Consider the following 23205-nt stretch of genomic DNA (forward strand, 5'->3'; position numbering starts at 1 on the left):
ATGAACTACTACATCCCCCAGTGGGAAGAGCGGACCTCCTACGGGTTCCGCCGCATCGACCCCTACGCCAAGCTCTTCGAAGAGCGCATCATCTACCTCGGCACGCCGATCTCCGACGACGTCGCCAACGCGGTCATCGCCCAGCTGCTGTGCCTGCAGTCGATGAACCCCGACCAGGACATCAGCATCTACATCAACAGCCCGGGCGGCTCCTTCACGGCGCTCACCGCGATCTACGACACGATGCGCTTCATCAAGCCCGACGTGCAGACCGTGTGCCTGGGTCAGGCGGCCTCCGCCGCGGCGATCCTGCTCGCGGCCGGCACCCCGGGCAAGCGTCTCGCGCTGCCCAACAGCCGGATCCTGATCCACCAGCCCTACACCGAGGGCACCTTCGGCCAGACCTCGGACATCGAGATCCAGGCCAACGAGATCCTCCGCATGCGTGAGCTGCTCGAGAAGATGATCAGCGAGCACAGCGGTCGTGACATGGAGCAGGTGAGCCGCGACATCGAGCGCGACAAGATCCTGACTGCTGAGCAGGCGGTCGAGTACGGCCTGATCGACTCCGTCCTGGAGTCACTGAAGGACACCCAGGCCCTGGTCTGACATGACGGAACCCCGTGTCCGCCCCCGTTCTGGGGGCGGCACGAGGTACCGTCGACAAGCGCGATGTACGACCGCCGGCACCCCCGCCGGCCGAATCGGAGGATGACCGCCCGTGGCACGCATTGGTGACGGAGGCGACCTGCTCAAGTGCTCTTTCTGCGGAAAGAGTCAGAAGCAGGTCAAGAAGCTGATCGCCGGACCGGGCGTCTACATCTGCGACGAGTGCATCGACCTCTGCAACGAGATCATCGAGGAGGAGCTCAGCGAGGGCAGCGAGGTCGGTCTCGACGAGCTCCCCAAGCCGCGCGAGATCTTCGAGTTCCTCAACTCCTACGTCATCGGCCAGGAGCAGGCCAAGAAGTCGCTCGCCGTGGCCGTCTACAACCACTACAAGCGGGTCCAGGCCGGCGTGCTGCCCGGTGGTGGCAAGCACAGCAAGGACGAGACCGTCGAGGTGGCCAAGTCCAACATCCTCGTGATCGGCCCGACCGGCTGCGGCAAGACCTACCTCGCCCAGACGCTGGCCCGCATGCTCAACGTGCCGTTCGCGATCGCCGACGCCACCGCGCTGACCGAGGCCGGCTATGTCGGTGAGGACGTCGAGAACATCCTGCTCAAGCTGATCCAGGCGGCGGACTACGACGTCAAGAAGGCCGAGACGGGCATCATCTACATCGACGAGATCGACAAGGTGGCCCGCAAGGCGGAGAACCCCTCGATCACCCGTGACGTGTCCGGGGAGGGAGTCCAGCAGGCGCTGCTCAAGATCCTCGAGGGCACCACGGCGTCGGTGCCGCCCCAGGGCGGGCGCAAGCACCCGCACCAGGAGTTCATCCAGATCGACACGACCAACATCCTCTTCATCGTGGGTGGGGCCTTCGCCGGTCTGGAGCACATCGTGGAGCAGCGGGTCGGCAAGAAGACGCTGGGCTTCACCGCCGAGATCCGGGGTGCCGCCGAGCGCAAGGAGGAGGACCTGCTCGCGCTGGTCCGCCCCGAGGACCTCACGAAGTTCGGGCTGATCCCGGAGTTCATCGGTCGCCTGCCGCTCATCGCGAGCGTCAACAAGCTGGACACCGAGGCGCTGGTGCAGATCCTGACCGAGCCGCGCAACGCGCTGGTCAAGCAGTACCAGAAGCTCTTCGACATCGACGGGGTCGAGCTCGAGTTCACATCGGACGCCATCGACGCCATCGCCGGCAAGGCGCTCGAGCGTGGCACGGGCGCCCGAGGTCTGCGCGCGATCATCGAGGAGGTCCTCCTCCTCGTCATGTACGAGGTCCCCTCCCGCGGCGATGTCGCCAAGGTGATCGTGACCGGAGACGTGGTGACCGACGACGTCGCGCCGACCCTGGTGCTGCGCCAGGACGAGACGAAGAAGAAGAAGTCCGCCTGACCTGAAGGGCTGCAGGGCCGATTCGGCCCGGTCTAGTCGGCGCGTCTGAATCTTTGAGCCTCCGCGTCGGAACCGGGAGACTGGAGACTGTCGTCCTTCTTTTCTCGTGGAGAGGCCCGCCCCGGTGAGTGCCGAGCACAAACGCCCGCTGTTCGCCTTCGTCCTGGTGACGCTGGCGTGCATGTTGGTGATGGGGCACGCCATTCGCAGTGACGCTCTGTCCCGGACCATCCGGGTGGCCATCCCCACGGTGATCGCGGCCGGGGTTCACCTCGTGCCGGACATCTCCCCGCCGGCGAGCGTGCAGGCCCAGGTGCCCGCGCCTCGGGAGCCTGTGGCCCAGCCGAAGCAGGCCGAGGTCTCGGAGCCCGTGGAGAGGGCGCGTGCGCCGCGCCCCCAGATGAAGCCGCAGTCGCGTGACAAGGGCATCGGCGCCCCCTCCGGCGGCCTGGCGCTGACCGTCCCGCCGCAGGCACCCCAGAGCTCATCGCCCGCGCCGGTCGCTCCGAACCTCGGCTCGCCCGCTCCGGGGACCGGCTCTACCTCTCCGGGCTCTACCTCTCCGGGGCGGGGCCGCGGGCCGGAGCGTCCGTCGTACCCGCAGCCTGCGCCGGGCTACGGCGCATACGGTGGCGGCGCCGTCAGCGCCGGATCCGCGCCTGGGGACCGTGGCAGGGGATACGGGCGCGGGCCCGGCAGCCACGGATATGGCAGCCACGGAAGCAGCGGGTACGCAAGCAGCGGATACGGATACGGCACCCACGGCTACGGCGGGCGTGACAACCACGACCGTGGCAACGCAGGCCATCCGGGCCGCGGCTACGGCTATGGACACAGCAACGGTGGTCCGAGTCACGGGCACGGCTACGGGTACGACAGTGGCGGGCGCGGGCGCAGCCACCACCGCTGACCCGTCTCCACCTACGACTGACCCGTCAGAAGCTGCTCGGTGGCGAGCATCTTCTGACGGGTCAGTGTGATTTTCTGACGGGTCAGGTGGTGGGGGGCTCGGCGAGGTCGGCGGTCACCGTGATCTCGTTGGCGCTCTCGTCCTCGGTGAAGACCAGCTCCCCGGTGATCCGGCCGGTACGGCGCAGGTCGTCGGCGGCCGACTCGGCAGCGGCGACGGCGGCCGCGGGCCCACGGACCTCGACCCGCGACAGCTCGGCGCGCATGGAGACCTTGGCCTGCGACTTGGCGCCGCGGATCCCCGCCAGCGTGGCGGCGACGGCGTCGAGCGTGCTCCCCTCGGCGGCCGCGGCGGCCCCGAGGTCGGTGGTCACGGGCCAGGCCTGCAGGTGCACCGAGCCCTCCTGCCACCACGACCAGACCTCCTCGGTCACGTAGGGCAGGAACGGCGCGAGCAGCCGGAGCTGGGTGTGCAGGGCGATGGCGAGGGTCGCCCGAGCGGACGCGGTGGAGGCGCCGCCCTCCTCGTCGTACGCACGCTCCTTGACGAGCTCGAGGTAGTCGTCGCAGAACTCCCAGAAGAACTTCTCGACCGTCTCCAGCGCGGTGGTGTAGTCGTAGGCGACCAGCGCGTCGGTCGCCTTCTCGACGACCACCGCGAGCCGGCCGAGCAGGGCGCAGTCGACGGCGTCGCTGACCTCGAAGTGGTTGAGCTGGCTCGCGCCGACGCCGCCGAGGACGAACTTGGAGGCGTTGAGCACCTTCATCGCCAGGCGGCGACCGACCTTCATCTGGGCCTCGTCGAAGGGCGAGTCCAGGCCCGGGCGGGCCATCGCGGCGCGCCAGCGGACGGCGTCGGCGCCGAACTTGTCGAGGATGTCGGTCGGGACCACGACGTTGCCCTTGGACTTCGACATCTTCTTGCGGTCGGGGTCCATCACGAAGCCCGACATCATCGCGTGCGACCACGGCACGACGCCGTGCTCGTGGTGGGCGCGCACGACGCGGGAGAACAGCCAGGTGCGGATGATGTCGTGACCCTGGGTGCACAGGTCGAAGGGGAAGACGCGACCGAACAGGTCCGGGTCGGACTCCCAGCCGCCCGCGATCTGCGGGGTCAGCGACGAGGTGGCCCACGTGTCCATGACGTCGGGGTCGCCGATGAAGCCGCCGGCCCTGCCGCGCTGGCTCTCGTCGTACCCGCGCGGAGCGTCGGTCGAGGGGTCCACGGGCAGCTCGGCCTCGGACGGCATCAGCGGGTGGGCGTAGTCGGGCTCGCCCTCCGCGTCGAGGGGGTACCAGACCGGGAACGGGATGCCGAAGAAGCGCTGGCGCGAGACCAGCCAGTCGCCGTTGAGGCCACCCACCCAGTTGTCGTAGCGGTGCTTCATGTGGGCCGGCGCCCAGGTGATCTCGTTGCCGCGCGCGACCAGGTCGTTGCGCAGGTCGGTGTCGCGGCCGCCGTTGCGGATGTACCACTGCCGGGTGGCCACGATCTCGAGGGGCTTGTCGCCCTTCTCGTAGAAGTTCGCCATCCGCTGGGTCGGCTTGGGCTCGCCGTCGAGGTCGCCGGACTCGCGCAGCTTGGCCACCATCGCCTCGCGCGCGCTGAAGGTGGTCTTGCCCTTGAGGTCCTCGTAGGCGGCCGCGGCCGTGTCGCCGGCGAGCCACTCCGGAGTGTCGCGCAGCAGCCGGCCGTCGCGGCCCACCACCGTGCGGACGGGCAGCTGCAGCTCGCGCCACCACTGGACGTCGGTGAGGTCGCCGAACGTGCAGCACATCGCGATGCCGGCGCCCTTGTCGGGCTCGGCGGCGGGGTGGGCGAGCACGGGGATCTCGACGCCGAAGACGGGGGAGGTCACGGTGGTGCCGAACAGCGACGCGTAGCGCTCGTCGTCGGGGTGGGCGATCAGCGCGACCACCGCCGGGATCAGCTCGGGACGCGTCGTCTCGATGTGCAGCGGCGTGCCGTCCGGGCGGTGGAAGGCGACCCGGTGGTAGGCGCCGGCGTACTCACGCGCCTCCAGCTCGGCCTGGGCCACCGCAGTCTGGAAGGTGACGTCCCACAGGGTGGGGGCCTCCTGCAGGTAGGCCTCGCCACGGGCGAAGTTGCGCAGGAAGGCGCGCTGGCTGACGGTCTGGGCCTTGGGCCCGATCGTCGTGTAGTGCTCCTTCCAGTCCACCGACAGTCCCAGCGTGCGCCACAGCGACTCGAAGACCGCCTCGTCCTGCTCGACGAGCTCCTCGCACAGCTCCACGAAGTTGGGCCGGCTGATCGACACCTGCTTCTTGGGGTCCGGCTTGGCCGGGGGAGTGAAGTCCTTGTCGTAGGGCAGCGAGGGGTCGCAGCGCACGCCGTAGTAGTTCTGCACCCGGCGCTCGGTGGGCAGGCCGTTGTCGTCCCAGCCCATCGGGTAGAAGACGGTCTTGCCGCGCATCCGCTGGAAGCGCGCGATCAGGTCGGTGTGGGTGTAGGAGAAGACGTGCCCGACGTGCAGCGATCCGGACACGGTGGGCGGGGGAGTGTCGATGGAGTAGACGTTCTCCCGCGGCTGGGTGCGGTCGAAGCGGTAGGTGTCCTGCTCCTTCCACCGCTGTGCCCAGGTGGACTCGAGACCCTCGAGCGCCGGCTTGTCCGGTACGTCGACAGCGCGCGGGGACGGCGCCGTCGGGGACAGGTCGGGAGGCTGCGGGGTCTCGGTCATGCGTGGAATGTTACGCACGAGGTTCGCTGACCGGATAACCCGATCCGCTCCCGGGCGTCAAGCGCCGCAGGCTCTCACCACACCAGGACCGGCTTGACGACGCGAGCAGCCTCGGAGTCGGCGATCGCGCGCCCGATCTCCGCGAACGGGTAGGGGGTCACCAGGCGGTCGACGTCGAAGCGGCCGGCGGCCGCCAGAGCGAGCAGCCGCGGCACCATCTCCAGGGGGTCGGCGTCGCCCTCGACCACGCCCCGGACGGTCTTGCCGTGCATCATCAGGTCGACCGCGTCGAGGGTGAACTCGGCGGCGCCGAGCCCCAGCGTGGCCATCGTGCCGCGCGGGCGCAACGCCTGGACGCCCTCCTTGATGACGGCGGGGAGGCTGGTGGTGTCGATCGCGTGCGAGGAACCCCCGCCGGTCATCTCACGCACGCGGTCGGCGACGCCGCCCTCGGTCGGGTCGACGGTGAGTGCGCCGTACGACGCGGCGACCTCGCGGCGGCTGGCCTGCGGGTCGACGGCGACGATCGTGCCCACGCCGGAGCCGGCCGCCGCTGCGATGGCGGCCAGGCCGACGGCCCCCGCGCCGTACACGGCGAGGCTGTCCTCGGAGCCGGGGGCCAGAACGTCGAGGACGGTGCCGGCTCCGGTCTGGAACGAGCAGCCGTAGGGGCCGAGCCGGGAGAGATCGAGCGCCGGGTCGACGACCACGACGTTGCCCGCGCCGGCGATGGCGTGCCGGGCGAAGCTGCTCTGCCCGAAGAAGGAGCCGTAGACCAGCGCTCCGTCGCGGGTGTAGGTCGTGGACCCGTCGTCGCGGAAGCCGAGGTAGTTGAGCTCCACCGTCTTCTCGCAGTAGCCGGGCATGCCGGCGGCGCAACGGGAGCAGTCGCGACAGGAGGCGAAGCTCAGCACGACGTGGTCGCCGGTGGCGATGCCGTCGACGCCCGCGCCGACCTCCTCGACGACGCCCGCACCCTCGTGGCCCAGGATGCGGGGGAACATCTCCGCGGGGAGCGTGTCGCGCACCGAGATGTCGGTGTGGCACAGGCCGGTGGCGACGATCCGGACGAGCACCTCGCCGGCGCGCGGCCCGTCGAGGTCCACCTCCTGCGGGGTGAAGTCACCGGACGGGGTCTCGTTGACCAGCGCCGTAGTCCTCATCGGTCGGTCTCCAGCCAGAAGTAGTAGAGGTCGGCGACCCCGAAGGCGGCCTCGAGCTTGCCGTTCATGATCCCCATCAGGGTGTCGGCGTCGACGCGCTTGAAGTGGTCGAGGACCGGCATCCGGTCATAGACCATCGTGGCCGTCACCTCGCCGCGGAAGCCCACCGGCCACAGTGACGCCAGCCCGCCCCCGGCCGCCTCGGTGTTGGAGTAGAGCGCGCCCTCGGCGTCGCGGCAGATCAGCGGATGGGCCTCGAGCGGAGCGTCGAAGCGCTTGCCGTGCCATCTCACCTTGCCCAGGACCTTGCTCGCGACGTGGCCCGTGGCGAAGTCGCCGCCGCGCCAGGGACCGAGGATCTCCTCGACGGTGAGGGGCTCGAGGTCGGCCCAGAGGGCGTCCAGGTCGGTGGGGTCGGCGCTGGGAGCGGCCCGCAGGGCGTCGAAGCGCTCGCGAGTCGAGGTGACGTGGGTCATGGTCGTCAACCTAGACGTTGACAGTCATGCTGTCACGGACCTGTCCCACCGCCTCCTCTCAGCGCTGCTGGGCGAAGGCGAGCAGGGACACCGCGACGTAGTCCAGCGCCGGCTCCGTGGCCGACCAGGCGCGGACGTCGTCGAGGTAGCGCGCTCCCTGCCCGTCGTACTCCGCGAACGGGTTGCCTCCGGATGCTGGGCAGGCCGGGGCGTAGTCGCCTGGAGCACCGATGCCCTGGAAGTCGCCCGCGGCCGAGGGGCCGTTGGAGACGGCGCCGAGCAGCTCGGACCCGCCGGCTGCCCCGACGAGGCTGGCGACCTGGTGGTGCGGGCAGCGCGGGTAGGTCGTCCCGGCGCCCACGACCAGCGAGGTGCCCCACGCGTTGGTGCCGAGCACCCAGTCGCGCTGCAGCGCGCCGAGGGCGGCGTACGACGCGTCGCCGGACAGGTCGCGGTAGAGCCGCTCGGTGACCGCCACGCCCAGGGCGAAGTCGGCGCCCGGGTCCTCGTCGCCGCCGAAGCCGAGCGGCGCGGCATAGCGTCGCTCGGCGATCCGCAGCTGGTAGCGAAGGTCGCCCACCAGGTCGGCGCGGGTGACCGCGAGCCGGGGACGGACCCTCGCCTCCACGATGGCTCGGGCCAGGTCGGCGTGGGCGAGGGCGCTCTGGTCGTCGCGCGCCAGCGTGAACCAGCCGTGGTGGGGGCCGGTGAGGTAGGCCCTCGCCCAGCGCGCCGCCTGCTTCAGGTCGCGGCGCTGCACGGGCCGCGACGCCCCGAGCGCCTGCCCGGCCAGGGCGATCTCGGTGGCGCCGAGCTCGAGGTCGTCGCGCCACTCGTCCTCCTCGTAGTAGGAGTGCGGCGCGGTCGTGACGAGCCGGCGGACGCCCCGCGTGCGGGCGCTCGCGAGCACGGCCCGCGCCTTGCGCAGCCACGTGCGGGCCTGCGCCGGCCGGGTGTCCGCGAGCAGCTGAGCAGAGAGGGCGAACGCGGCGGCCGTGCGGCCGGCGAGGTTGGGGCTGATCTGCTCGCCCGGGGCGTTGGCCACGAACGCCGGTCGCCTTGCGAGGTAGCGGGTGGCCGCGCGCGGGCCGGCGGGGAGCCGGTCGTCGACCTCGGGCAGCCGCCAGCGGTCGTGGTCGCCGAGCAGCCCCGGGCGCCCGTCGCCGAGGCCCACCTGGTGCAGCAGCTGTCGGCTCCGGTCCAGCCACATCCGGTCCAGCCACCGCGCGCCGAAGAGCGCCTCGCGCTCGAGTGCTGGGTGGGGGCTGCTCGCGTCGCGGGCGGCGCTGAGCAGCAGCACGTCGGCATAGCTCGTGGTCTCGACGAACTTCAGGTAGTCGCCCGCGTCGAACCAGCCGCCGCTCACGTCGGCGGTGCGGCCGGTGGCGCGGAGGTCGCCGACGAGCCGCCCCCGGCGGTAGGTCGGCGGCAGGTGCACCCGGGCCCGGCGGTCGTGCAGGTGGCTCGGGCGGCGCCGCATCACCGAGGGAATGACCTGCCGGCCGTCGCGCTGGGCCTGGAAGAAGCGCACGGCGTTGGCGACGAGGGGGGCGTAGAGGTCCTCGCCCGATCCGATCGTGAACCACGGGGACTCGCCCGAGAGCCCGTCGCCGAGCACCACGCGATAGCGGCCAGGGGTGGTGACAGCCCCGAGGTCGAGCACGCGGACCTGCGGCCAGCGCTCGCTCCAGCGCCCGGTGTCGGCTCCTACCGCGCCGGTCGCCGCGACGGAGCCGTCCGGCCGGACGAGGTCGTACGACGCCTGCGGCACGTCGGCGCGGGTCATCACGAAGACCCGCTTGGGGTCGTCGGCCAGGTAGCCCACCTGGTTGACACGCACCGCGGCGACAGCAGGGTCGGCGGCGGGCTCGCCGGCCGTCGCGGCGTCCGGCCCCGGCGCGGTGAGGGAGAGCGCGAGCGCCCCGGCGAGTGTCGCGACGAGCGCGCTGGGCAGGCGGCGACGACGGGACGCGAGGTCGGGTGCGGGCATGGACCGAGCCTGCCACTGATCGCGGCCGGCCACCGATCCGATCCCGGCGACGTTCGACGCCTAGACTTCCAGGCGATGAATGACTCTGACCCGGCCACCGGCCCGACCCCCCGCACTCCCGCCCCGGAGCAGCCGACCGCCCCGGAGCAGCCGACCGCCCCGGAGCAGCCGACCGCCCCGGAGCAGCCGCGCGCCGCCGAGACCGTCGCCGAGGTCGAGGACGCCCTGCTCTCGCGCTGGCCGGAGACCCGGCTCGAGCCGTCGCTGGACCGGATCGCAGCCTTCACCGAGCTGCTCGGCGATCCGCAGCGCGGCTACCCGGTGATCCACCTGACCGGCACCAACGGCAAGACCTCGACCTCGCGGATGATCGACGCCCTGCTGCGCGCCCGCGGGCTGCGCACCGGTCGCTTCACCAGCCCCCACGTCGAGGAGATCAACGAGCGGATCAGCCTCGACGGGGAGCCGCTGTCGGACGAGGCGTTCGTCCGGGCCTTCAACGACGTCGCGCCCTACACCCACCTGGTGGACGCCGACCAGGACCACCCGCTGTCGTTCTTCGAGACGGTCGTGGGCATGGCCTACGCCGCGTTCGCGGACGCCCCCGTCGACGCGGCCGTGGTCGAGGTCGGCCTCGGCGGCAGCTGGGACGCGACCAACGTCGCGGACGGGTCCGTCGCCGTGGTCCTCCCGGTTGCTGTCGACCACGCCCGCTGGCTGGGCGACACGGCCGTGGAGATCGCGGTGGAGAAGGCCGGGATCATCAAGCCCGGCGCGACCGCCGTCCTGGCCCAGCAGAGCGAGGACGTCGCCGCCGTGCTGCTCGACCGGGCCGCCGAGGTCGGGGCGTCGGTCGTCCGCGAGGGCGTCGACTTCGGCGTCATCTCGCGTCTTGCGGCCCTCGGGGGACAGATGGTCTCGCTGCAGGGCCTGCGCGGCCGCTACGACGACGTGTTCCTGCCGCTGTTCGGCGCCCACCAGGCGCAGAACGCCGCGATGGCGTTGGCGGCCGTCGAGGCGTTCGCGGGTGACGAGACCCTCGACGAGGACCTGGTCCGCGAGGCGTTCGCAGAGGTGACCTCGCCGGGCCGTCTGGAGATCATCCGGCGCAGCCCCACCGTCGTGCTGGACGCCGCCCACAACCCCCACGGCGCGGCGGCGACGGCGGCGGCGATCGAGGACTCGTTCACGTTCCACCCGCTCATCGGCGTGCTCGGCGTGATGGACGACAAGGACCACGAGGGGCTGCTGGCGGCCTTCGAGCCGCACCTGGCCCACGTCGTGTGCACCCAAAACTCCACCCCACGCGCGATGAGCGCCGAGCGTCTCGCTGCCGCCGCGCGCGAGATCTACGGCCCCGACCGGGTCAGCGTGGCCCCGCGTCTCGCCGACGCGATCGAGGCCGCCGCGACCCTGGCCGAGGCCGGAGAGGCGTTCGGTGACTCGATCGGCTCGGGCGCGGTCCTGGTGACCGGGTCCGTGGTCACGGTGGGCGAGGCCCGCACGATGCTGAAGGGACGCGGATGAGCGAGAACGCCGAGAACCCTCCTGTGGGCGCGCCCCCGGCCCGGTCCCCGCGCCGCGGCATGTGCGCGGCGATCCTGGCGCTCGAGGCGATCACGCTGGGCCTCACCACCCCGGTGATGGTGACGATCGCCGACGTCGCGCTCGGTCCGGCGCTGGCGGTCGGACTGGGGCTCACCGCCGTGTGCCTGCTGCTCGCCGGCATGCTGCGCGCCCCGTGGGCCTACACCGCCGGGTGGGTGGTCCAGGCGGCCGCGATCGCGTTGGGCTTCGTGATCCCGCTGATGTTCTTCCTGGGCGCGGTCTTCGCTCTCCTGTGGGGCATGGCCGACTTCCTGGGCCGCAAGATCGAGCGCGAGCGGGCCGAGGCGTACGCCGCCTTCGAGGCGCAGCACGGGGCCTGAGGCCTCCTCAGTCCAGTCCCCGGCGCAGGGCGGCGAGCGCGGCGTCCAGCTGCTCGTCGGTGCACCCGCCGAAGCCGACGACGAGCCCGTCGAGCGTGCTGCTGCGGCAGTAGTCGGCCAACCGTGGGACGTCGAAGCCGGCGTCCTGGGCACAGGCGCGTGCCCGCTCGGTGGCGCCCGGGTCCATCACGACGCTCGCGTACATCCCCGCGGGCTGCCCCTCGACCTCGCCGTACGGCGCGAGCGCGGCCGCGACCCGCGGGGCCCGCTCGGCGTAGACCCGGCGCGCCGAGCGGACGACCCGGTCGACGTACCCGTCGCGCAGCATCGACAGCAGGGCGCGTTGGGCCGGCCAGGAGGCCCCCTCGTGGGCGCTCGCGCGGTGCTCGTTGATCACGTCGAGCAGTCGGGGCGGTGGGACCATCCAGCCCAGGCGCAGGCTGGGGGAGACCGACTTCGACGCGGTGCCGAGATAGCAGACCCGGTCGCGGTCGAGAGCGGCGAGCGCAGGCACCGGAGCCACGTCGTAGCGGAACTCGGAGTCGTAGTCGTCCTCGACCACCACCGCATCGGCCGCCCGGGCCGCCGCGAGCAGGGCGAGCCGGTCGGGACCGGACATCACCGCGCCGAGCGGGTGCTGATGGGCGGGCGTGACGTAGGCAGCACGGACACCCGCCAATGAGGTGACCGGACGCAGCGCGGGCAGGTCGACCACCGCCCGACCGGCGGCCTGGACCGTGCGCACCGCCGCGCGGTAGCCGGGGTCCTCGACGGCGATCGGTCCGTCGGGGAGCGCGGCGAGCAGGTGCCGCAGGCCGTCGGTGGTCCCGTGGGTCACCACGACCTCGTCGGGGTCGCAGACCAGCCCCCGGGTCCGCGCCAGCCGGTCGGCGAGCGCCCGGCGCAGGTCGGCCAGCCCGCGGGCGTCGCCGTAGCTGGCGGGAGGCCGGGCCGCCGAGACCTCGCGCCAGGCCCGGCGCCAACCGGCGACGTGCCGGGGGTCGATCCAGGGGGTGCCGGTGTCGAGCCGGACCAGGTCCGGCGCCGGCGGGGCAGGAGTGCGTGGCGCGGGCGCGTTCGCAGGGACAGAGGCTGTCGCGACGAAGGTGCCGGCGCCGCGCCGGCTCAGCAGCCAGCCCTCCGCCAGCAGCTGGTCGTAGGCGTGCTCGACGACCGCGCGCGAGATGCCCAGGTCGGCGGCCAGCGCCCGGCTGCTGGGCAGCCGATCGCCCCTGGCCACGGCGCCGCTGAGGACCGCGTTGCGCACCTGGTCGGAGAGCTGGACAGCCAGCGCAGTGGGCAGGTCGCGGTCCAAGCGCAATGCCAGAGTGGTGGCTGCCACAGAAGTGTCCTGTTCGAGTCGGATGGAATTGGCTCGTGACACTAGGCCACTCCCAGACGACGATATCGAGGTGACCTCCACTCCTGCAGCCGTCCCTGCTGCCACGCCCGATCCCGCCCCGCTGTCGCCGAGCGCGCGCACGACCGTCACCCGGGGGCGCAACCGGGCGGTAACGGACCGCTCGGCGCTGTGGGACCTGCTCGACCAGGCACTGCTGTGCCACCTCGCCGTGGACGCCGGCGAGCACCCGGTGGTCCTGCCGGCCGCGTTCGGCGTCGACCCCGACGGCCCGGACGAGGGCGGCACGCTCTACGTGCACGGGTCGGTGGCCGCCGGGTGGGTCCGCCGGGCACCCGGGTCGGTGCTGTGCGTCGGCATCACCGTGCTCGACGGGCTGGTGACCGCGCGCTCGACGTTCCACCACTCGATGAACTACCGCTCCGCCGTCGTGATCGGGACACCTCGGCTCGTCGACGACGCGGCGGAGAAGGACCGGGCTCTGGAGCTGATCGTGGACCACATGGTCCCGGGCCGTACGGCGACCCTGCGGCCCAGCACCCGCAAGGAGCTCGCCGCGACCGCGGTCCTGGCCCTGCCGCTGCACGAGGCATCGATGAAGGAGCGAGCGGGCGGTCCCGGGGACGACCCGGAGGACATCGCGGCGGGCGTCTGGGGTGGTCATCTGCCGGTGCGTCTGGTGGCGGAGGCCCCGATCCCCGCTCCGGATGCGAGTGGGCCGGTGCCGCTCGACGTACGCAGTCGTGCCCTCTCCCTGGGGGCTCGCTAGGCTGCCTCGCATGACGCAGCGCACCCTGGTCCTTCTCAAGCCCGACACCGTCGCCCGAGGCCTCATCGGCACGGTGCTGGCCCGCTACGAGGCGAAGGGCCTGCAGGTGGCCGCCATGGAGCTGCGTCACATCGACGCCTCGATCGCTGACGCTCACTATGCCGAGCACGTCGAGAAGGACTTCTACCCGCCGCTGCGCGACTTCGTCACGAGCGGTCCGCTCGTCGCGCTCGTCCTCCAGGGCTCGCACGCGATCGAGATCGTGCGCCAGATCAACGGAGCCACCGACGGCCGCAAGGCCACGCCCGGCTCGGTCCGCGGCGACTTCAGCATCTCCAACCGCGAGAACCTCGTGCACGGCTCGGACTCCGAGGAGTCGGCCGAGCGGGAGATCGCGATCTGGTTCCCCAACCTCTGACAGAGCCTCTGATCAGCCTCTGATCCACAGGCGGTCGGTCTCGCTGTTTGACGAGGTCGACCACGGGCAGCATCACCGCCATGAAGCTGGAGCGACACTCGGGGCCGATCCAGGACCCGTTCATGGCGGCGGTCCGCCGACGGCACCCGGACGTGGACATCGTCCTGCTGCCCTCCGCGCCACGTGTGTCGGGCGAGACGGGCTCGGCTGAGTCGACGCCCGCTCCCGATCCGGAGACCGCGCGCGGGCTGGTCGACGACCTCCTGCGGCGCGTGGCCGCGACGGTCGACCGGCTCTGGGCCCGTGCGGGGGACGACCCCGCGGTGGTGCTGCGCGCGCGGAGTGAGTCCCTCGTGGCCGGACCCGCGATGGGGACGGTCGAGGCACGCAGCCGGCTCGTCGCGGACACCGGCGACGGCGCGGCGGTCCTGTCGCGCCTGGCCGCCGTGCTCCACGAGGAGGGCTGGCGCGTCGATCGCACGGATGGTGGGGTCCATCGCCTCGCGGCCTCCGGGGACGGGCTCGTCCTCCGGGCCACCCAGGCCGCCGGAGCCGGTGCCCTGATGTGCGAGGTGCTCTCCGAGGCGGTGGAGGTCGGGCCGGGTGTGGCCCGCCTGGTGCTGGAGGGAGGGCGATGAAGGTCGTCCCGCTCCAGGTCGGCACCGCGTCGCGCGACTGGGACGAGCAGCACCTCGACCTCGCCTCTGCGGCCACCCAGATCGGGGATGCGCCGACCAGCGGGTTCACCAAGGACGTGGCCGGCGCGGCCGGTCGGTTCACCGCCGCCTGGCAGCGACACGTCCAGTCGCTGGCCGACGAGGCCGAGACCCGTGCGGACGGGCTGCGCGACTCGATCCGCGACTACCTGGAGACCGACGGCGCCGTCGCCGACGCAGGCCTCGCGCTGGCGTCGTACCTCGCGGAGCTGCGGTGAGCACGACGTCGGGTGGGGCGTCCGGTGGGACGGCCACGGCCGAGATCGTGATCCCCGCGCGGCCGTCGCCGCCACCGCCGCTGGACGTCGACGTGGCGTCGATCGAGATCTTCGTCCGCGACCTCGGCGCGGCCGGCGCCCAGGTTGACGACCTCGGCACGTTCGTGGCGGGCTCGGCCCGGGTGCCCAGCTGGGAGGGGGACGCAGCGGTCTCCTACCACGCTGCGATCAGGGAGCCGGGTGCGCTGGCCGACGCGATGTCGCTGGCGCTGCGCCGGGTGGTGCGGGTCGGCGATGCGCACGCGCAGGTCATGACCCGCCTCGTCGCTCGTCGCGCGGCGTTGGTCGACGAGCGCGCCGAGCTGTCCCGCGACATCACCCAGCTCTGGCAGCGCGTCCGGGACACGGACGATGCCGGCGCCGGGACGGCTGAGGCCTCGACCATCGAGGCGCTCCAGGACGACGCTCGGCGCCTGACACGACGGGTCCGTGCCTTCGAGACGTCCCGCGACGACTGGGTCGAGGACGTGAGCGCCGAGGAGCGCACGATGGTGGCGGCGCTGGACGCCGCGATGACGCTCGACCAGGTCCGCCGGCGCTACGGCGGAGTGGAGGATCCGGCCGACCGCGCGCTCGACACGATGCCGCCCACCGGGGCCTCCGCGCAGGAGGTCAGCGCGTGGTGGGCATCGCTCACGCCCGCACAGCGACGAGCCCTCGTCCACGCGTCGCCGGGCTCGATCGGCAATCGCGACGGGGTGCCCCCGGGCGCACGCGACGAGGCCAACCGGGTCTCGCTGGCCCGGGACCTCCACGAGCTCGAGATGCTCGAGGACCAGGACCTGCTCACCCGCGACGAGGAGGCGGCGCTGCGCAACGCCCGCGCCGCCGACCAGGCGCTGAGGAGGATGGCCGACACGGTCGACCCGCGCACCTTCGACCAGGTCCCGGCCCAGCTCTACGTCTATGACCCCGACGCGTTCGGCGGCGACGGTCGCGTCGCGGTCGCCGTGGGCGACCTCGCCACGGCTCAGAACATCGCCGTGACCGTGCCGGGACTCGGCACCGACGCCGCCAGCGCACCGGGCCTGGCGGACCGCGCGGTCAGCGTCTACGAGGCCGCCCGCGCCGACGACGGGGCCTCCTCGACGGCCTCGATGCTGTGGATCGGCTATGACGCGCCCGACAACTTCGTGGACGGGGTGGACGGCTACTCCGTGGTCAGCGAGCACCTGGCCCGCCAAGGTGGCGAGCGGCTGTCCGACATGGTCGACGGGCTGCGCACCTCACGGGAGGGGGACCCTGCCCACATCACCGTCATCGGCCACAGCTATGGCTCGACCACGACCGGGCACGCCGCCACGGGAGACGGACTGGCGGCCGACGACATCGTCCTGGTCGGCAGCCCCGGAGCTGGTGACGGCGCTCACCGCGCCGAGGACCTGGGGGTGGGCGATGACCACGTCTGGGTGGGCCGCAACAGCCGCGACGCGGTGGCGATGCTGGGCGACCAGGGCTGGGTCAACCTCGGCAACACCGGACTCGGCCTCGGCAACGACCCCAGCAGCGACGACTTCGGCGCCCAGCGCTTCCAGGCGGAGGCGGTGGACCGCGACCTGGTGCGCCCCGACTTCTGGAACTCGCTGGAGGACCACTCGAAGTACTTCGACCACGACTCCGAGTCACTCGCCAACATCGCCCAGATCGTCAACGCCGACTACGACGACGTGGAGCGGGCCGAGCACACCTACGATCCGCTCCTGGGAGAGCCGACCGACCCGGAGTGGGACCGCACCCCCGGGGCCGGCCGGACCAGGCAACGGTGATGGGCAAGGATGATGGAGCAGTGCTGATGGGGCCGACTGCGACGAGGGGACGCAGGTACGCCGTACGGGTGCGCGTCGCAGGCGTGCTGGTCGCGATCCTGCTCGGCGGACTGCTGACGGGATGCACGGAGGAGGACGACACGGTGGACGCGGCGCAACGGCTGGAGCAGCAGCGGGACGACGTGCGCGCCCGCGCCGGTGAGCTGATCCCGTCCCTGGCCCGGCGCGTCGATGCTCAGGTCGCAGGCAGCGACAGTCGGTTCGAGGGCTGCACCACGGCCGGCCCCGACTGGACCTATCGCGACTTCTCCTACGGCGCCTCCGCGCGCCTCGACGGGCTGGGCGAGCGGACGGTCATCGAGCGACTCGGTGCGGCTCTGGAGGACGACGGCTACGTGCTGGACGAGCCGAGCGCGGAGGGGGAGCGGACCGTCGTGACCGCCACCCGCGACGACAGCGACGTCCGGGTCCAGCTCACGGAGTACGCCGGGAAGGACCACTTCGTCGTGGTGGGCCTGCGGGGACGGTGCGTCGAGGTGCCGGAGGACCAGCGTGAGGCGTGGGGCGAGCGGCAGGGGAGCGACCCGCTCGATCTGGGGTAGGGCCAGCGGGTCGAGCGTGTCCTGCCACAAACGCGGGCTCGCGCCTCTTACCCTCGTCGAGGGTCGACTGTCGGGTCGCCCACCCTTCCCCAGACGAGTCGACCTGCGAGGCATGACGGCATGGCGAATAGCTTCATCGGCCGCGACATGGCCGTGGATCTCGGCACCGCCAACACCCTGGTCTATGTCCGGGGCAAGGGCGTGCTGCTCGACGAGCCGTCGGTCGTCGCACTGAACTCCAGCACCAACGAGATCCTCGCCGTGGGCCACGAGGCCAAGCGGATGATCGGTCGCACCCCCGACAACATCACCGCCATCCGCCCGCTCAAGGACGGCGTGATCGCCGACTTCGAGGCGACCGAGCAGATGCTGCGCTTCTTCATCCGCCAGGTCCACCGCCGCCGCTACTTCGCGAAGCCCCGGATGGTGATCTGCGTGCCGAGCGGCATCACCGCGGTGGAGCAGCGTGCGGTCAAGGAGGCCGGCTACCAGGCGGGCGCGCGCCGCGTCTACATCGTCGAGGAGCCGATGGCGGCCGCGATCGGCGCCGGCCTGCCCGTCCACGAGGCCACCGGCAACATGGTCGTCGACGTGGGCGGCGGCACCACCGAGGTCGCGGTGATCTCTCTGGGCGGCATCGTCACGTCCCTGAGCGTGCGGACCGCGGGCGACGACCTCGACCAGGCGATCATCGCCTGGATGAAGAAGGAGTACTCCCTGATGCTGGGGGAGCGCACCGCCGAGGAGATCAAGATGACCCTCGGGTCGGCGTTCCCGCTGCCCCAGGAGCCCGAGGCCGAGATCCGGGGACGCGACATGGTCTCCGGCCTGCCGCGCACGGTCGTGGTCTCCAGCGCGGAGGTGCGCCAGGCGCTCGAGGAGCCGCTGCACGCGATCGTCGACGCCGTGCGCGCCACGCTCGACCAGACGCCCCCCGAGCTGGCCGGCGACATCATGGACCGCGGCATCGTGCTGACCGGCGGCGGCGCCCTGATGCGCGGGCTCGACGAGCGCATCCGTCACGAGACGGGCATGCCGGTCCACGTGGCCGAGAGCCCGCTGACCTCGGTGGCCCTGGGGGCCGGCAAGTGCGTCGAGGAGTTCGAGGCCCTCCAGCAGGTCCTCGTCTCCGAGCCCCGGCGGTTCTGATGGCCGGACCCGACCTGCGCCGCGACGGCGTCGACCGCGAGAAGCGCTGGCGCGGCCTCGACCGGCTCGACGCGCGCCACCGCCCCTCGCGCGCGTTGATCGTCGCGCTGGTGCTGGCCAGCCTGAGCCTGATCACGCTCGACGCCCGCGGCGGGTCCGACTCGCCGCTCGAGCCGGCCCGCCGGATGGTGGGGGAGGCCCTCGGCCCCGTCGAGTCGGTGACGGCCGGCGTCGTACGCCCCTTCACCTCCGTCCCGGACTGGTTCCGCTCCAAGGACGCCCTGCAGGCCGACCTCGCCGCGCTCGAGGCGGAGAACGCTGCGCTGCGCCAGCAGGTGGCCACCAGCGACCTGGACCGCAACCGGCTCGCCGAGCTCGACGGGCTCACCGCCGCCGCACGCAAGGGCGGGCATGCGCTGGTGCCCGCGCGCGTGATCGCACTGGGCCCGATGCAGTCGTTCTCCCGCACCGTCACCATCGACGCCGGGACCGACGCCGGCATCGACGCCGACATGACCGTGCTCAACAACGACGGCCTAGTCGGCCGGGTGCTTCGCGCCACCCGGACCACGGCCACCGTCCTGCTCGTGCTCGACGCCGACTCGGTCGTCGGCGGCCGGGTCGGTCGGTCGATGGAGGTCGGCTTCCTGCGAGGGCGGGGGGTGATCGGCGACGAGGGCCGCCTCGATCTGGAGCTGGTCGACGGTGCGGTCGTGCCGGCCGAGGACGACGTCGTCGTCACCTGGGGCAGCGACGGCGGTGCGCCGTACCTCCCGGGCATCCCGATCGGTCGGGTCACCCAGGTCTACAGCAGCCCGCGCGAGACGTCGCGGCGCGCGGTGATCGACCCCTTCGTCGACTTCAGCGCCCTCGACCTGGTCGGCGTGGTGGTCGCCTCAGGGACGCGCAGCGACCGCGACGTGATCGAGGCCGACGGGAGCGTCGGTTGAGCGCCCGGCAGGTGGCGGCGTGAGGGCCGCGCGCATCGGGCTTGCGGCGCTCGCCGTGGTCGCGGCCGTCGTGCTGCAGGTGACGGTCTTCTCCCACGTCGCCTGGGAGGGGGTCGTCCCCAACCTGTGCCTGCTGGTCGTCGTGGCGACCGCTCTCAGCCGGGGGCCCCAGGCCGCCGCCGTCCTCGGCTTCTTCGCCGGCGTCGCCCTCGACCTCGCCCCGCCCGCCGACCACGTCGCCGGACGGTGGGCGCTCGCCCTGGTGGTCGTGGGGTACGTCGCGGGCCGGGTGCGCCAGGACGCGCGCCCCTCGGTGGCCGCGGTGGTGGCGACGGTGGCCGCGTCGTCGTTCGTCGGCACCTCGATCTTCGCGCTCAGCGGGCTGGTGCTGAAGGACCCGATCGTGAGCGTCCCGGACCTCCTGCAGGTCATCACGATCGGGGTGGCCTGGGACGTCGTGCTCACGCCGTTCGTCCTCCCGCCGATGCTGGCGCTGCTGAGCCGGCTCCAGCCCGGGCGGGTGCCGGCATGAGCTCGATGACCTCGAGGGTGAGCTCCCATGACTGAGCGCGACCGCGCCGCGCGCCGCAGCAGGCTGCGGCTGATCGTGGTTCAGGTCCTCGTGCTGTCGCTGTTCGCCACGCTCTTCGCGCGGCTGTGGTACCTCCAGGTCCTCGGCGGCGAGGAGTATCAGGCCCAGGCCGCCTCGCAGTCGGTGCGCGAGGTCGTGGTCCAGCCCCAGCGAGGGCTGATCGTGGATGCGATGGGGCGCCCCTTGGTGGCCAACCGCACCTCGTGGGCGGTCTCGATCGACCGGACCCTGCTCGGCAAGCTGGACGAGCCCTCGCAGGCCGAGCTCCTGACCCGGGTCGGCCGGGCGGTCGGGCTCAAGCCCGCGCGCATCCGCGCCAAGCTCCTCGACTGCGGTGATGCCGGGGCGGTCGAGGGCAGCTGCTGGAACGGCTCCCCCTACCAGCCGGTGCCGGTGGCCTACGACGTCGAGAAGAGCGTGGCGCTGAGCATCCTGGAGCAGCCCGAGGACTATCCCGCGGTGCTGGCCGAGCAGCAGAGCGTGCGCGCCTACCCCCAGCCCTACGGCGTCAACGCCGCGCACCTGCTGGGCTACCTCAGCCCGATCACCGAGGACGAGCTCGACGTTGCGCAGGAGGACGACGACGACTCCGTCAACGGGGCCTCGTCCGTGGGCCGCGCCGGCGTCGAGAAGCAGTACGACGCGTGGCTGCGCGGCATGCCCGGCTACAACCGGGTCGCGGTCGACTCGATGGGCCGGGTGCTGGGTGACGACGGCGTGGTCGAGGCCCAGCCGGGCGACACCCTCGTCACCTCGATCGACGCGAAGGTGCAGGGGATCGTCGAGAGCCAGCTGGCGCAGACGATCAAGACGGCTCGAGCCACCCGTGACGAGGTGACCGGGCGCAACTACGCCGCCGACTCCGGTGCCGCGGTCGTGCTCGAGGCCGACACCGGCCGCGTCGTCGCGATGGCCAGCCAGCCGACGTACGACCCCGAGGTGTGGGTCGGCGGCATCACCGAGACCCAGCTGCGCCGGCTCTACTCCGAGAGGGCCGGCACCCCGTTGCTGCAGCGGGCCACCCAGGGGCAGTTCGCGCCGGGCTCGACCTGGAAGCCGTTCATGACCGCGGGGGCGCTGGTCAACGGCTACTCGCCCGACACACAGCTGGCCTGCTCGTCGGCGTTCCGGGTCGGCAACCGCGACTTCAAGAACTACGAGTCGGGCGCCTACGGCTCCATCGGCTTCGCGAAGGCCCTCGAGGTCTCGTGCAACACGTTCTTCTACCGGATCGGCTACGACTACTGGCAGCGCTTCGGCTCCGACGTCGCCGACGTCACGGCCAAGGACCCGCTGGTCGACGTCGCCAAGGAGTTCGGCTTCGGTGCCGAGACCGAGATCGACCTGCCGGGCGAGGCACCGGGCCGGATCGCCGACCGGCGCTGGAAGCGCGCCTACTACGAGTCGCAGAAGGACTACTACTGCGGCCTCGCCGACAAGCCGCAGGACGACAAGACCAGCGACTTCGTCTACAAGTTCGCCCGCGAGTTCTGCATCGAGGGGTTCGCCTACCGGGCCGGCGACGCGGTCAACTTCGCGATCGGTCAGGGCGACACGATCGTGACGCCGCTGCAGCTCGCCCGGGCCTACGGCGCACTGGCCAACGGCGGGACGCTCTACGAGCCGCGGGTCGGCAAGGCCATCGTCGGCACCGACGGGCAGGTCAAGCGAGTGATCAAGCCGAAGCGGGCGGGTCGTATCGACATCCCGGCGAAGGTCATCGACTACATCGACGGGGCCCTGAAGAGCGTCACCCGCGTCGGCACCATGTCGTGGCGGATGGGTGGCTTCCCCCTCGAGGACGTCGTGGTGCGCTCCAAGACGGGCTCGGCCGAGGTCTACGGCAAGCAGTCGACCTCGTGGGTCGCGTCGTACTCGAAGGACTACGTGGTCGTGATGATGGTCTCCCAGGGCGGCACCGGGTCCGGCACGTCCGGTCCCGCGATCCGCAAGATCTGGGAGGCGCTGTACGGCGTGCGCGGCGAGCGCGTCGTACCAGCCCAGGCCGCGATCCCCGGCACCACTCCGCCTGAGAAGCTCCCGACGTTCGCCGACGACGGCTCCATCCTGCCTCCGGCGAGGGGGAGGGGCTGATGAGTCTGCGCACGCCCGTCCGCGGAGCCGGGGGGACCAGCAGCCCGGCCTCGAGCCGGCTGCGGGCTCCCGGGGTCGACTGGGTGCTCATGGTCGCCGTGCTCGCTCTGGTGCTGCTGGGCACGGTGCTGGTGTGGTCGGCCACGTCGACGCGCGAGGACCTGACCGGGGGAGACCCCACCGCCTACCTGAAGAAGCAGCTCGTCAACGTGGCCATCGGCCTGGTGCTGATGGTGATCGTGCTCGCCACCGACCACCGCTGGCTGCGGATCGTGGCGCCACTGATCTACCTCGCCTCGCTGGTGGGGCTGGTGCTGGTCCTCGCGATGGGGTCGACGATCAACGGCTCGCGGTCGTGGGTGCAGCTCGGCGGGATGTCGATCCAGCCCTCGGAGTTCGCCAAGCTGGCGGTCATCATCGCGATGGCGCTGCTGGTCGCGGAGCGGATGGAGGGCTCCTGGCGGCGCAGCGTCGGCACGGTCGAGGTCATCGGCATGCTGGCGATCGCCGCCGTACCGGCCGCGCTCATCCTCTCCCAGCCTGACCTCGGCACCATGCTCGTGCTCACCGCCACCGTCTTCGGCGTCCTGGCTGTGGCCGGGGCCCCGCGGCGCTGGCTGGCCGGGTTGTTCGCGCTGGGCGTCGCGGGCGCGGTCGCGGGGATCTCCGCCGGCGTCCTCAAGGACTACCAGGTCGACCGGTTCCTGGCCTTCACCAACCCCGACCTAGACCCGCGCGGGGCCGGCTACAACGTCGAGCAGGCCCGGATCGCCGTCGGCAACGGCGGGCTCTTCGGTCAGGGCCTCTTTGACGGCTCGCAGACCCGCTCCGGCTTCGTGCCCGAGCAGCACACCGACTTCATCTTCACCGTCGCCGGCGAGGAGCTGGGCCTGCTCGGGGCGGGCCTGCTGATCGCGCTGATGTGCGTGGTGATCTGGCGGGCGCTCGCGATCGCCGTCCAGTCCGAGGACGTCTTCGGCCGGGTCGCGGCCGCCGGCATCGCCTGCTGGTTCGGCTTCCAGGCCTTCCAGAACGTCGGCATGTGCCTCGGCATCATGCCCGTCACCGGTGTGCCGCTGCCGTTCGTGTCGTACGGCGGATCGTCGATGTTCGCCGGCATGCTCGCCATCGGCCTGCTCCAGAACATCCACCTGCGCTCCACCGCCCCGCTGCCGACGCGCTACGTCATGCAGCAGCGCTCGCTCGTCGGCCGCTGACCGCTGGTCGAGCAGCTTGCGCACCCCCTCGTTGGTCGAGCAGGTTGCGCAGCAACCGACGTCGAGACCCCCACGTGCCCTCGCTGGTCGAGCAGGTTGCGCAGCAACCGACGTCGAG

At 72.1% G+C, this 23205-nt stretch carries 21 protein-coding genes; 16 read left to right on the forward strand and 5 right to left on the reverse strand.

Annotation, left to right across the window (positions count from 1 at the left end; translation table 11 throughout):
• The 3 genes from ACYU7L_RS14085 to ACYU7L_RS14095 all read left to right on the forward strand — a co-directional run bounded on the left by ACYU7L_RS14085 (position 1) and on the right by ACYU7L_RS14095 (position 2915).
• A complete protein-coding gene (locus ACYU7L_RS14085) occupies positions 1–609 on the forward strand; it encodes an ATP-dependent Clp protease proteolytic subunit (RefSeq protein WP_460797700.1) in 609 nt (202 codons plus the stop codon).
• Positions 610–721: 112 nt separating this feature from the next.
• Positions 722–2005: an ATP-dependent Clp protease ATP-binding subunit ClpX gene (clpX, locus tag ACYU7L_RS14090; protein ID WP_460797702.1), complete on the forward strand. Its 1284-nt coding sequence runs from the start codon at positions 722–724 to the stop codon at positions 2003–2005.
• A gap of 124 nt (positions 2006–2129) precedes the next feature.
• Complete coding sequence (locus tag ACYU7L_RS14095) at positions 2130–2915, forward strand: hypothetical protein (protein ID WP_460797704.1); 786 nt, start codon at positions 2130–2132, stop codon at positions 2913–2915.
• Between the two features lie 82 nt (positions 2916–2997).
• Here ACYU7L_RS14095 and valS read toward each other — a convergent pair whose 3' ends face one another.
• The 4 genes from valS to ACYU7L_RS14115 form a co-directional block, all read right to left on the reverse strand.
• On the reverse strand, positions 2998–5619 hold the full coding sequence (gene valS / locus ACYU7L_RS14100) for a valine--tRNA ligase (protein WP_460797706.1): 2622 nt from the start codon (positions 5617–5619) through the stop codon (positions 2998–3000).
• Between the two features lie 74 nt (positions 5620–5693).
• Positions 5694–6782: an NAD(P)-dependent alcohol dehydrogenase gene (locus ACYU7L_RS14105; RefSeq protein ID WP_460797708.1), complete on the reverse strand. Its 1089-nt coding sequence runs from the start codon at positions 6780–6782 to the stop codon at positions 5694–5696.
• On the reverse strand, positions 6779–7258 hold the full coding sequence (locus ACYU7L_RS14110) for a DUF4334 domain-containing protein (RefSeq protein WP_460797710.1): 480 nt from the start codon (positions 7256–7258) through the stop codon (positions 6779–6781). Before ACYU7L_RS14110 ends, ACYU7L_RS14105 begins: the two co-directional genes overlap by 4 nt.
• A 58-nt stretch (positions 7259–7316) precedes the next feature.
• Entirely contained in the window at positions 7317–9248 is a 1932-nt protein-coding gene (locus ACYU7L_RS14115) for a glycoside hydrolase family 9 protein (protein WP_460797712.1), read from the reverse strand.
• 75 nt (positions 9249–9323) lie between these two features.
• Between ACYU7L_RS14115 and folC the strand changes: the two genes are divergently transcribed.
• Positions 9324–10775: a bifunctional tetrahydrofolate synthase/dihydrofolate synthase gene (gene folC / locus ACYU7L_RS14120; protein ID WP_460797714.1), complete on the forward strand. Its 1452-nt coding sequence runs from the start codon at positions 9324–9326 to the stop codon at positions 10773–10775.
• A complete protein-coding gene (locus tag ACYU7L_RS14125) occupies positions 10772–11176 on the forward strand; it encodes a DUF4233 domain-containing protein (RefSeq protein WP_460797716.1) in 405 nt (134 codons plus the stop codon). The genes folC and ACYU7L_RS14125 overlap by 4 nt, the downstream gene beginning before the upstream one ends.
• A gap of 7 nt (positions 11177–11183) precedes the next feature.
• Here ACYU7L_RS14125 and pdxR read toward each other — a convergent pair whose 3' ends face one another.
• On the reverse strand, positions 11184–12518 hold the full coding sequence (pdxR, locus tag ACYU7L_RS14130) for a MocR-like pyridoxine biosynthesis transcription factor PdxR (protein WP_460797718.1): 1335 nt from the start codon (positions 12516–12518) through the stop codon (positions 11184–11186).
• A 70-nt stretch (positions 12519–12588) separates the two neighbouring features.
• Between pdxR and ACYU7L_RS14135 the strand changes: the two genes are divergently transcribed.
• The 11 genes from ACYU7L_RS14135 (at position 12589) to rodA (ending at position 23087) form a co-directional block, all read left to right on the forward strand.
• A complete protein-coding gene (locus ACYU7L_RS14135; protein ID WP_460797720.1) occupies positions 12589–13305 on the forward strand; it encodes a pyridoxamine 5'-phosphate oxidase family protein in 717 nt (238 codons plus the stop codon).
• 10 nt (positions 13306–13315) lie between these two features.
• A complete protein-coding gene (gene ndk / locus ACYU7L_RS14140) occupies positions 13316–13723 on the forward strand; it encodes a nucleoside-diphosphate kinase (protein WP_460797722.1) in 408 nt (135 codons plus the stop codon).
• A gap of 80 nt (positions 13724–13803) precedes the next feature.
• Positions 13804–14361 (forward strand): hypothetical protein, encoded by a 558-nt coding sequence (locus tag ACYU7L_RS14145; protein ID WP_460797724.1) that lies wholly within the window; start codon positions 13804–13806, stop codon positions 14359–14361.
• Positions 14358–14657, forward strand: coding sequence for a hypothetical protein (locus ACYU7L_RS14150; protein WP_460797726.1), 300 nt, complete (start codon positions 14358–14360; stop codon positions 14655–14657). Before ACYU7L_RS14145 ends, ACYU7L_RS14150 begins: the two co-directional genes overlap by 4 nt.
• Positions 14654–16483 (forward strand): alpha/beta hydrolase, encoded by a 1830-nt coding sequence (locus tag ACYU7L_RS14155; protein WP_460797728.1) that lies wholly within the window; start codon positions 14654–14656, stop codon positions 16481–16483. Before ACYU7L_RS14150 ends, ACYU7L_RS14155 begins: the two co-directional genes overlap by 4 nt.
• Positions 16483–17085 (forward strand): hypothetical protein, encoded by a 603-nt coding sequence (locus tag ACYU7L_RS14160; RefSeq protein ID WP_460797730.1) that lies wholly within the window; start codon positions 16483–16485, stop codon positions 17083–17085. The genes ACYU7L_RS14155 and ACYU7L_RS14160 overlap by 1 nt, the downstream gene beginning before the upstream one ends.
• A gap of 120 nt (positions 17086–17205) precedes the next feature.
• The gene (locus tag ACYU7L_RS14165; RefSeq protein WP_460797732.1) at positions 17206–18234 is read left to right on the forward strand and encodes a rod shape-determining protein; all 1029 of its coding nucleotides are present in this window, start codon (positions 17206–17208) and stop codon (positions 18232–18234) included.
• Entirely contained in the window at positions 18234–19184 is a 951-nt protein-coding gene (gene mreC / locus ACYU7L_RS14170) for a rod shape-determining protein MreC (protein WP_460797734.1), read from the forward strand. Before ACYU7L_RS14165 ends, mreC begins: the two co-directional genes overlap by 1 nt.
• A gap of 19 nt (positions 19185–19203) precedes the next feature.
• A complete protein-coding gene (gene mreD, locus ACYU7L_RS14175; RefSeq protein ID WP_460797736.1) occupies positions 19204–19716 on the forward strand; it encodes a rod shape-determining protein MreD in 513 nt (170 codons plus the stop codon).
• Between the two features lie 27 nt (positions 19717–19743).
• Complete coding sequence (mrdA, locus tag ACYU7L_RS14180; RefSeq protein ID WP_460797738.1) at positions 19744–21870, forward strand: penicillin-binding protein 2; 2127 nt, start codon at positions 19744–19746, stop codon at positions 21868–21870.
• Positions 21870–23087 (forward strand): rod shape-determining protein RodA, encoded by a 1218-nt coding sequence (rodA, locus tag ACYU7L_RS14185; protein ID WP_460797740.1) that lies wholly within the window; start codon positions 21870–21872, stop codon positions 23085–23087. The genes mrdA and rodA overlap by 1 nt, the downstream gene beginning before the upstream one ends.
• Positions 23088–23205 lie beyond the last annotated feature (118 nt).

The sequence above is a fragment of the Nocardioides pacificus genome (assembly GCF_054775955.1).

Excerpts from the sequence above, each read along its gene's own strand:
- ACYU7L_RS14145 (WP_460797724.1), top strand. The coding sequence starts at position 13,804 with ATGAAGCTGGAGCGACACTCGGGGCCGATCCAGGACCCGTTCATGGCG.
- mrdA (WP_460797738.1), top strand. The coding sequence starts at position 19,744 with ATGACTGAGCGCGACCGCGCCGCGCGCCGCAGCAGGCTGCGGCTGATC.
- valS (WP_460797706.1), bottom strand. The coding sequence starts at position 5,619 with ATGACCGAGACCCCGCAGCCTCCCGACCTGTCCCCGACGGCGCCGTCC.
- ACYU7L_RS14105 (WP_460797708.1), bottom strand. The coding sequence starts at position 6,782 with ATGAGGACTACGGCGCTGGTCAACGAGACCCCGTCCGGTGACTTCACC.
- ACYU7L_RS14165 (WP_460797732.1), top strand. The coding sequence starts at position 17,206 with ATGGCGAATAGCTTCATCGGCCGCGACATGGCCGTGGATCTCGGCACC.
- ACYU7L_RS14110 (WP_460797710.1), bottom strand. The coding sequence starts at position 7,258 with ATGACCCACGTCACCTCGACTCGCGAGCGCTTCGACGCCCTGCGGGCC.
- mreC (WP_460797734.1), top strand. The coding sequence starts at position 18,234 with ATGGCCGGACCCGACCTGCGCCGCGACGGCGTCGACCGCGAGAAGCGC.
- ACYU7L_RS14115 (WP_460797712.1), bottom strand. The coding sequence starts at position 9,248 with ATGCCCGCACCCGACCTCGCGTCCCGTCGTCGCCGCCTGCCCAGCGCG.
- ndk (WP_460797722.1), top strand. The coding sequence starts at position 13,316 with ATGACGCAGCGCACCCTGGTCCTTCTCAAGCCCGACACCGTCGCCCGA.
- folC (WP_460797714.1), top strand. The coding sequence starts at position 9,324 with ATGAATGACTCTGACCCGGCCACCGGCCCGACCCCCCGCACTCCCGCC.
- ACYU7L_RS14085 (WP_460797700.1), top strand. The coding sequence starts at position 1 with ATGAACTACTACATCCCCCAGTGGGAAGAGCGGACCTCCTACGGGTTC.
- ACYU7L_RS14150 (WP_460797726.1), top strand. The coding sequence starts at position 14,358 with ATGAAGGTCGTCCCGCTCCAGGTCGGCACCGCGTCGCGCGACTGGGAC.
- ACYU7L_RS14160 (WP_460797730.1), top strand. The coding sequence starts at position 16,483 with ATGGGCAAGGATGATGGAGCAGTGCTGATGGGGCCGACTGCGACGAGG.
- rodA (WP_460797740.1), top strand. The coding sequence starts at position 21,870 with ATGAGTCTGCGCACGCCCGTCCGCGGAGCCGGGGGGACCAGCAGCCCG.
- ACYU7L_RS14125 (WP_460797716.1), top strand. The coding sequence starts at position 10,772 with ATGAGCGAGAACGCCGAGAACCCTCCTGTGGGCGCGCCCCCGGCCCGG.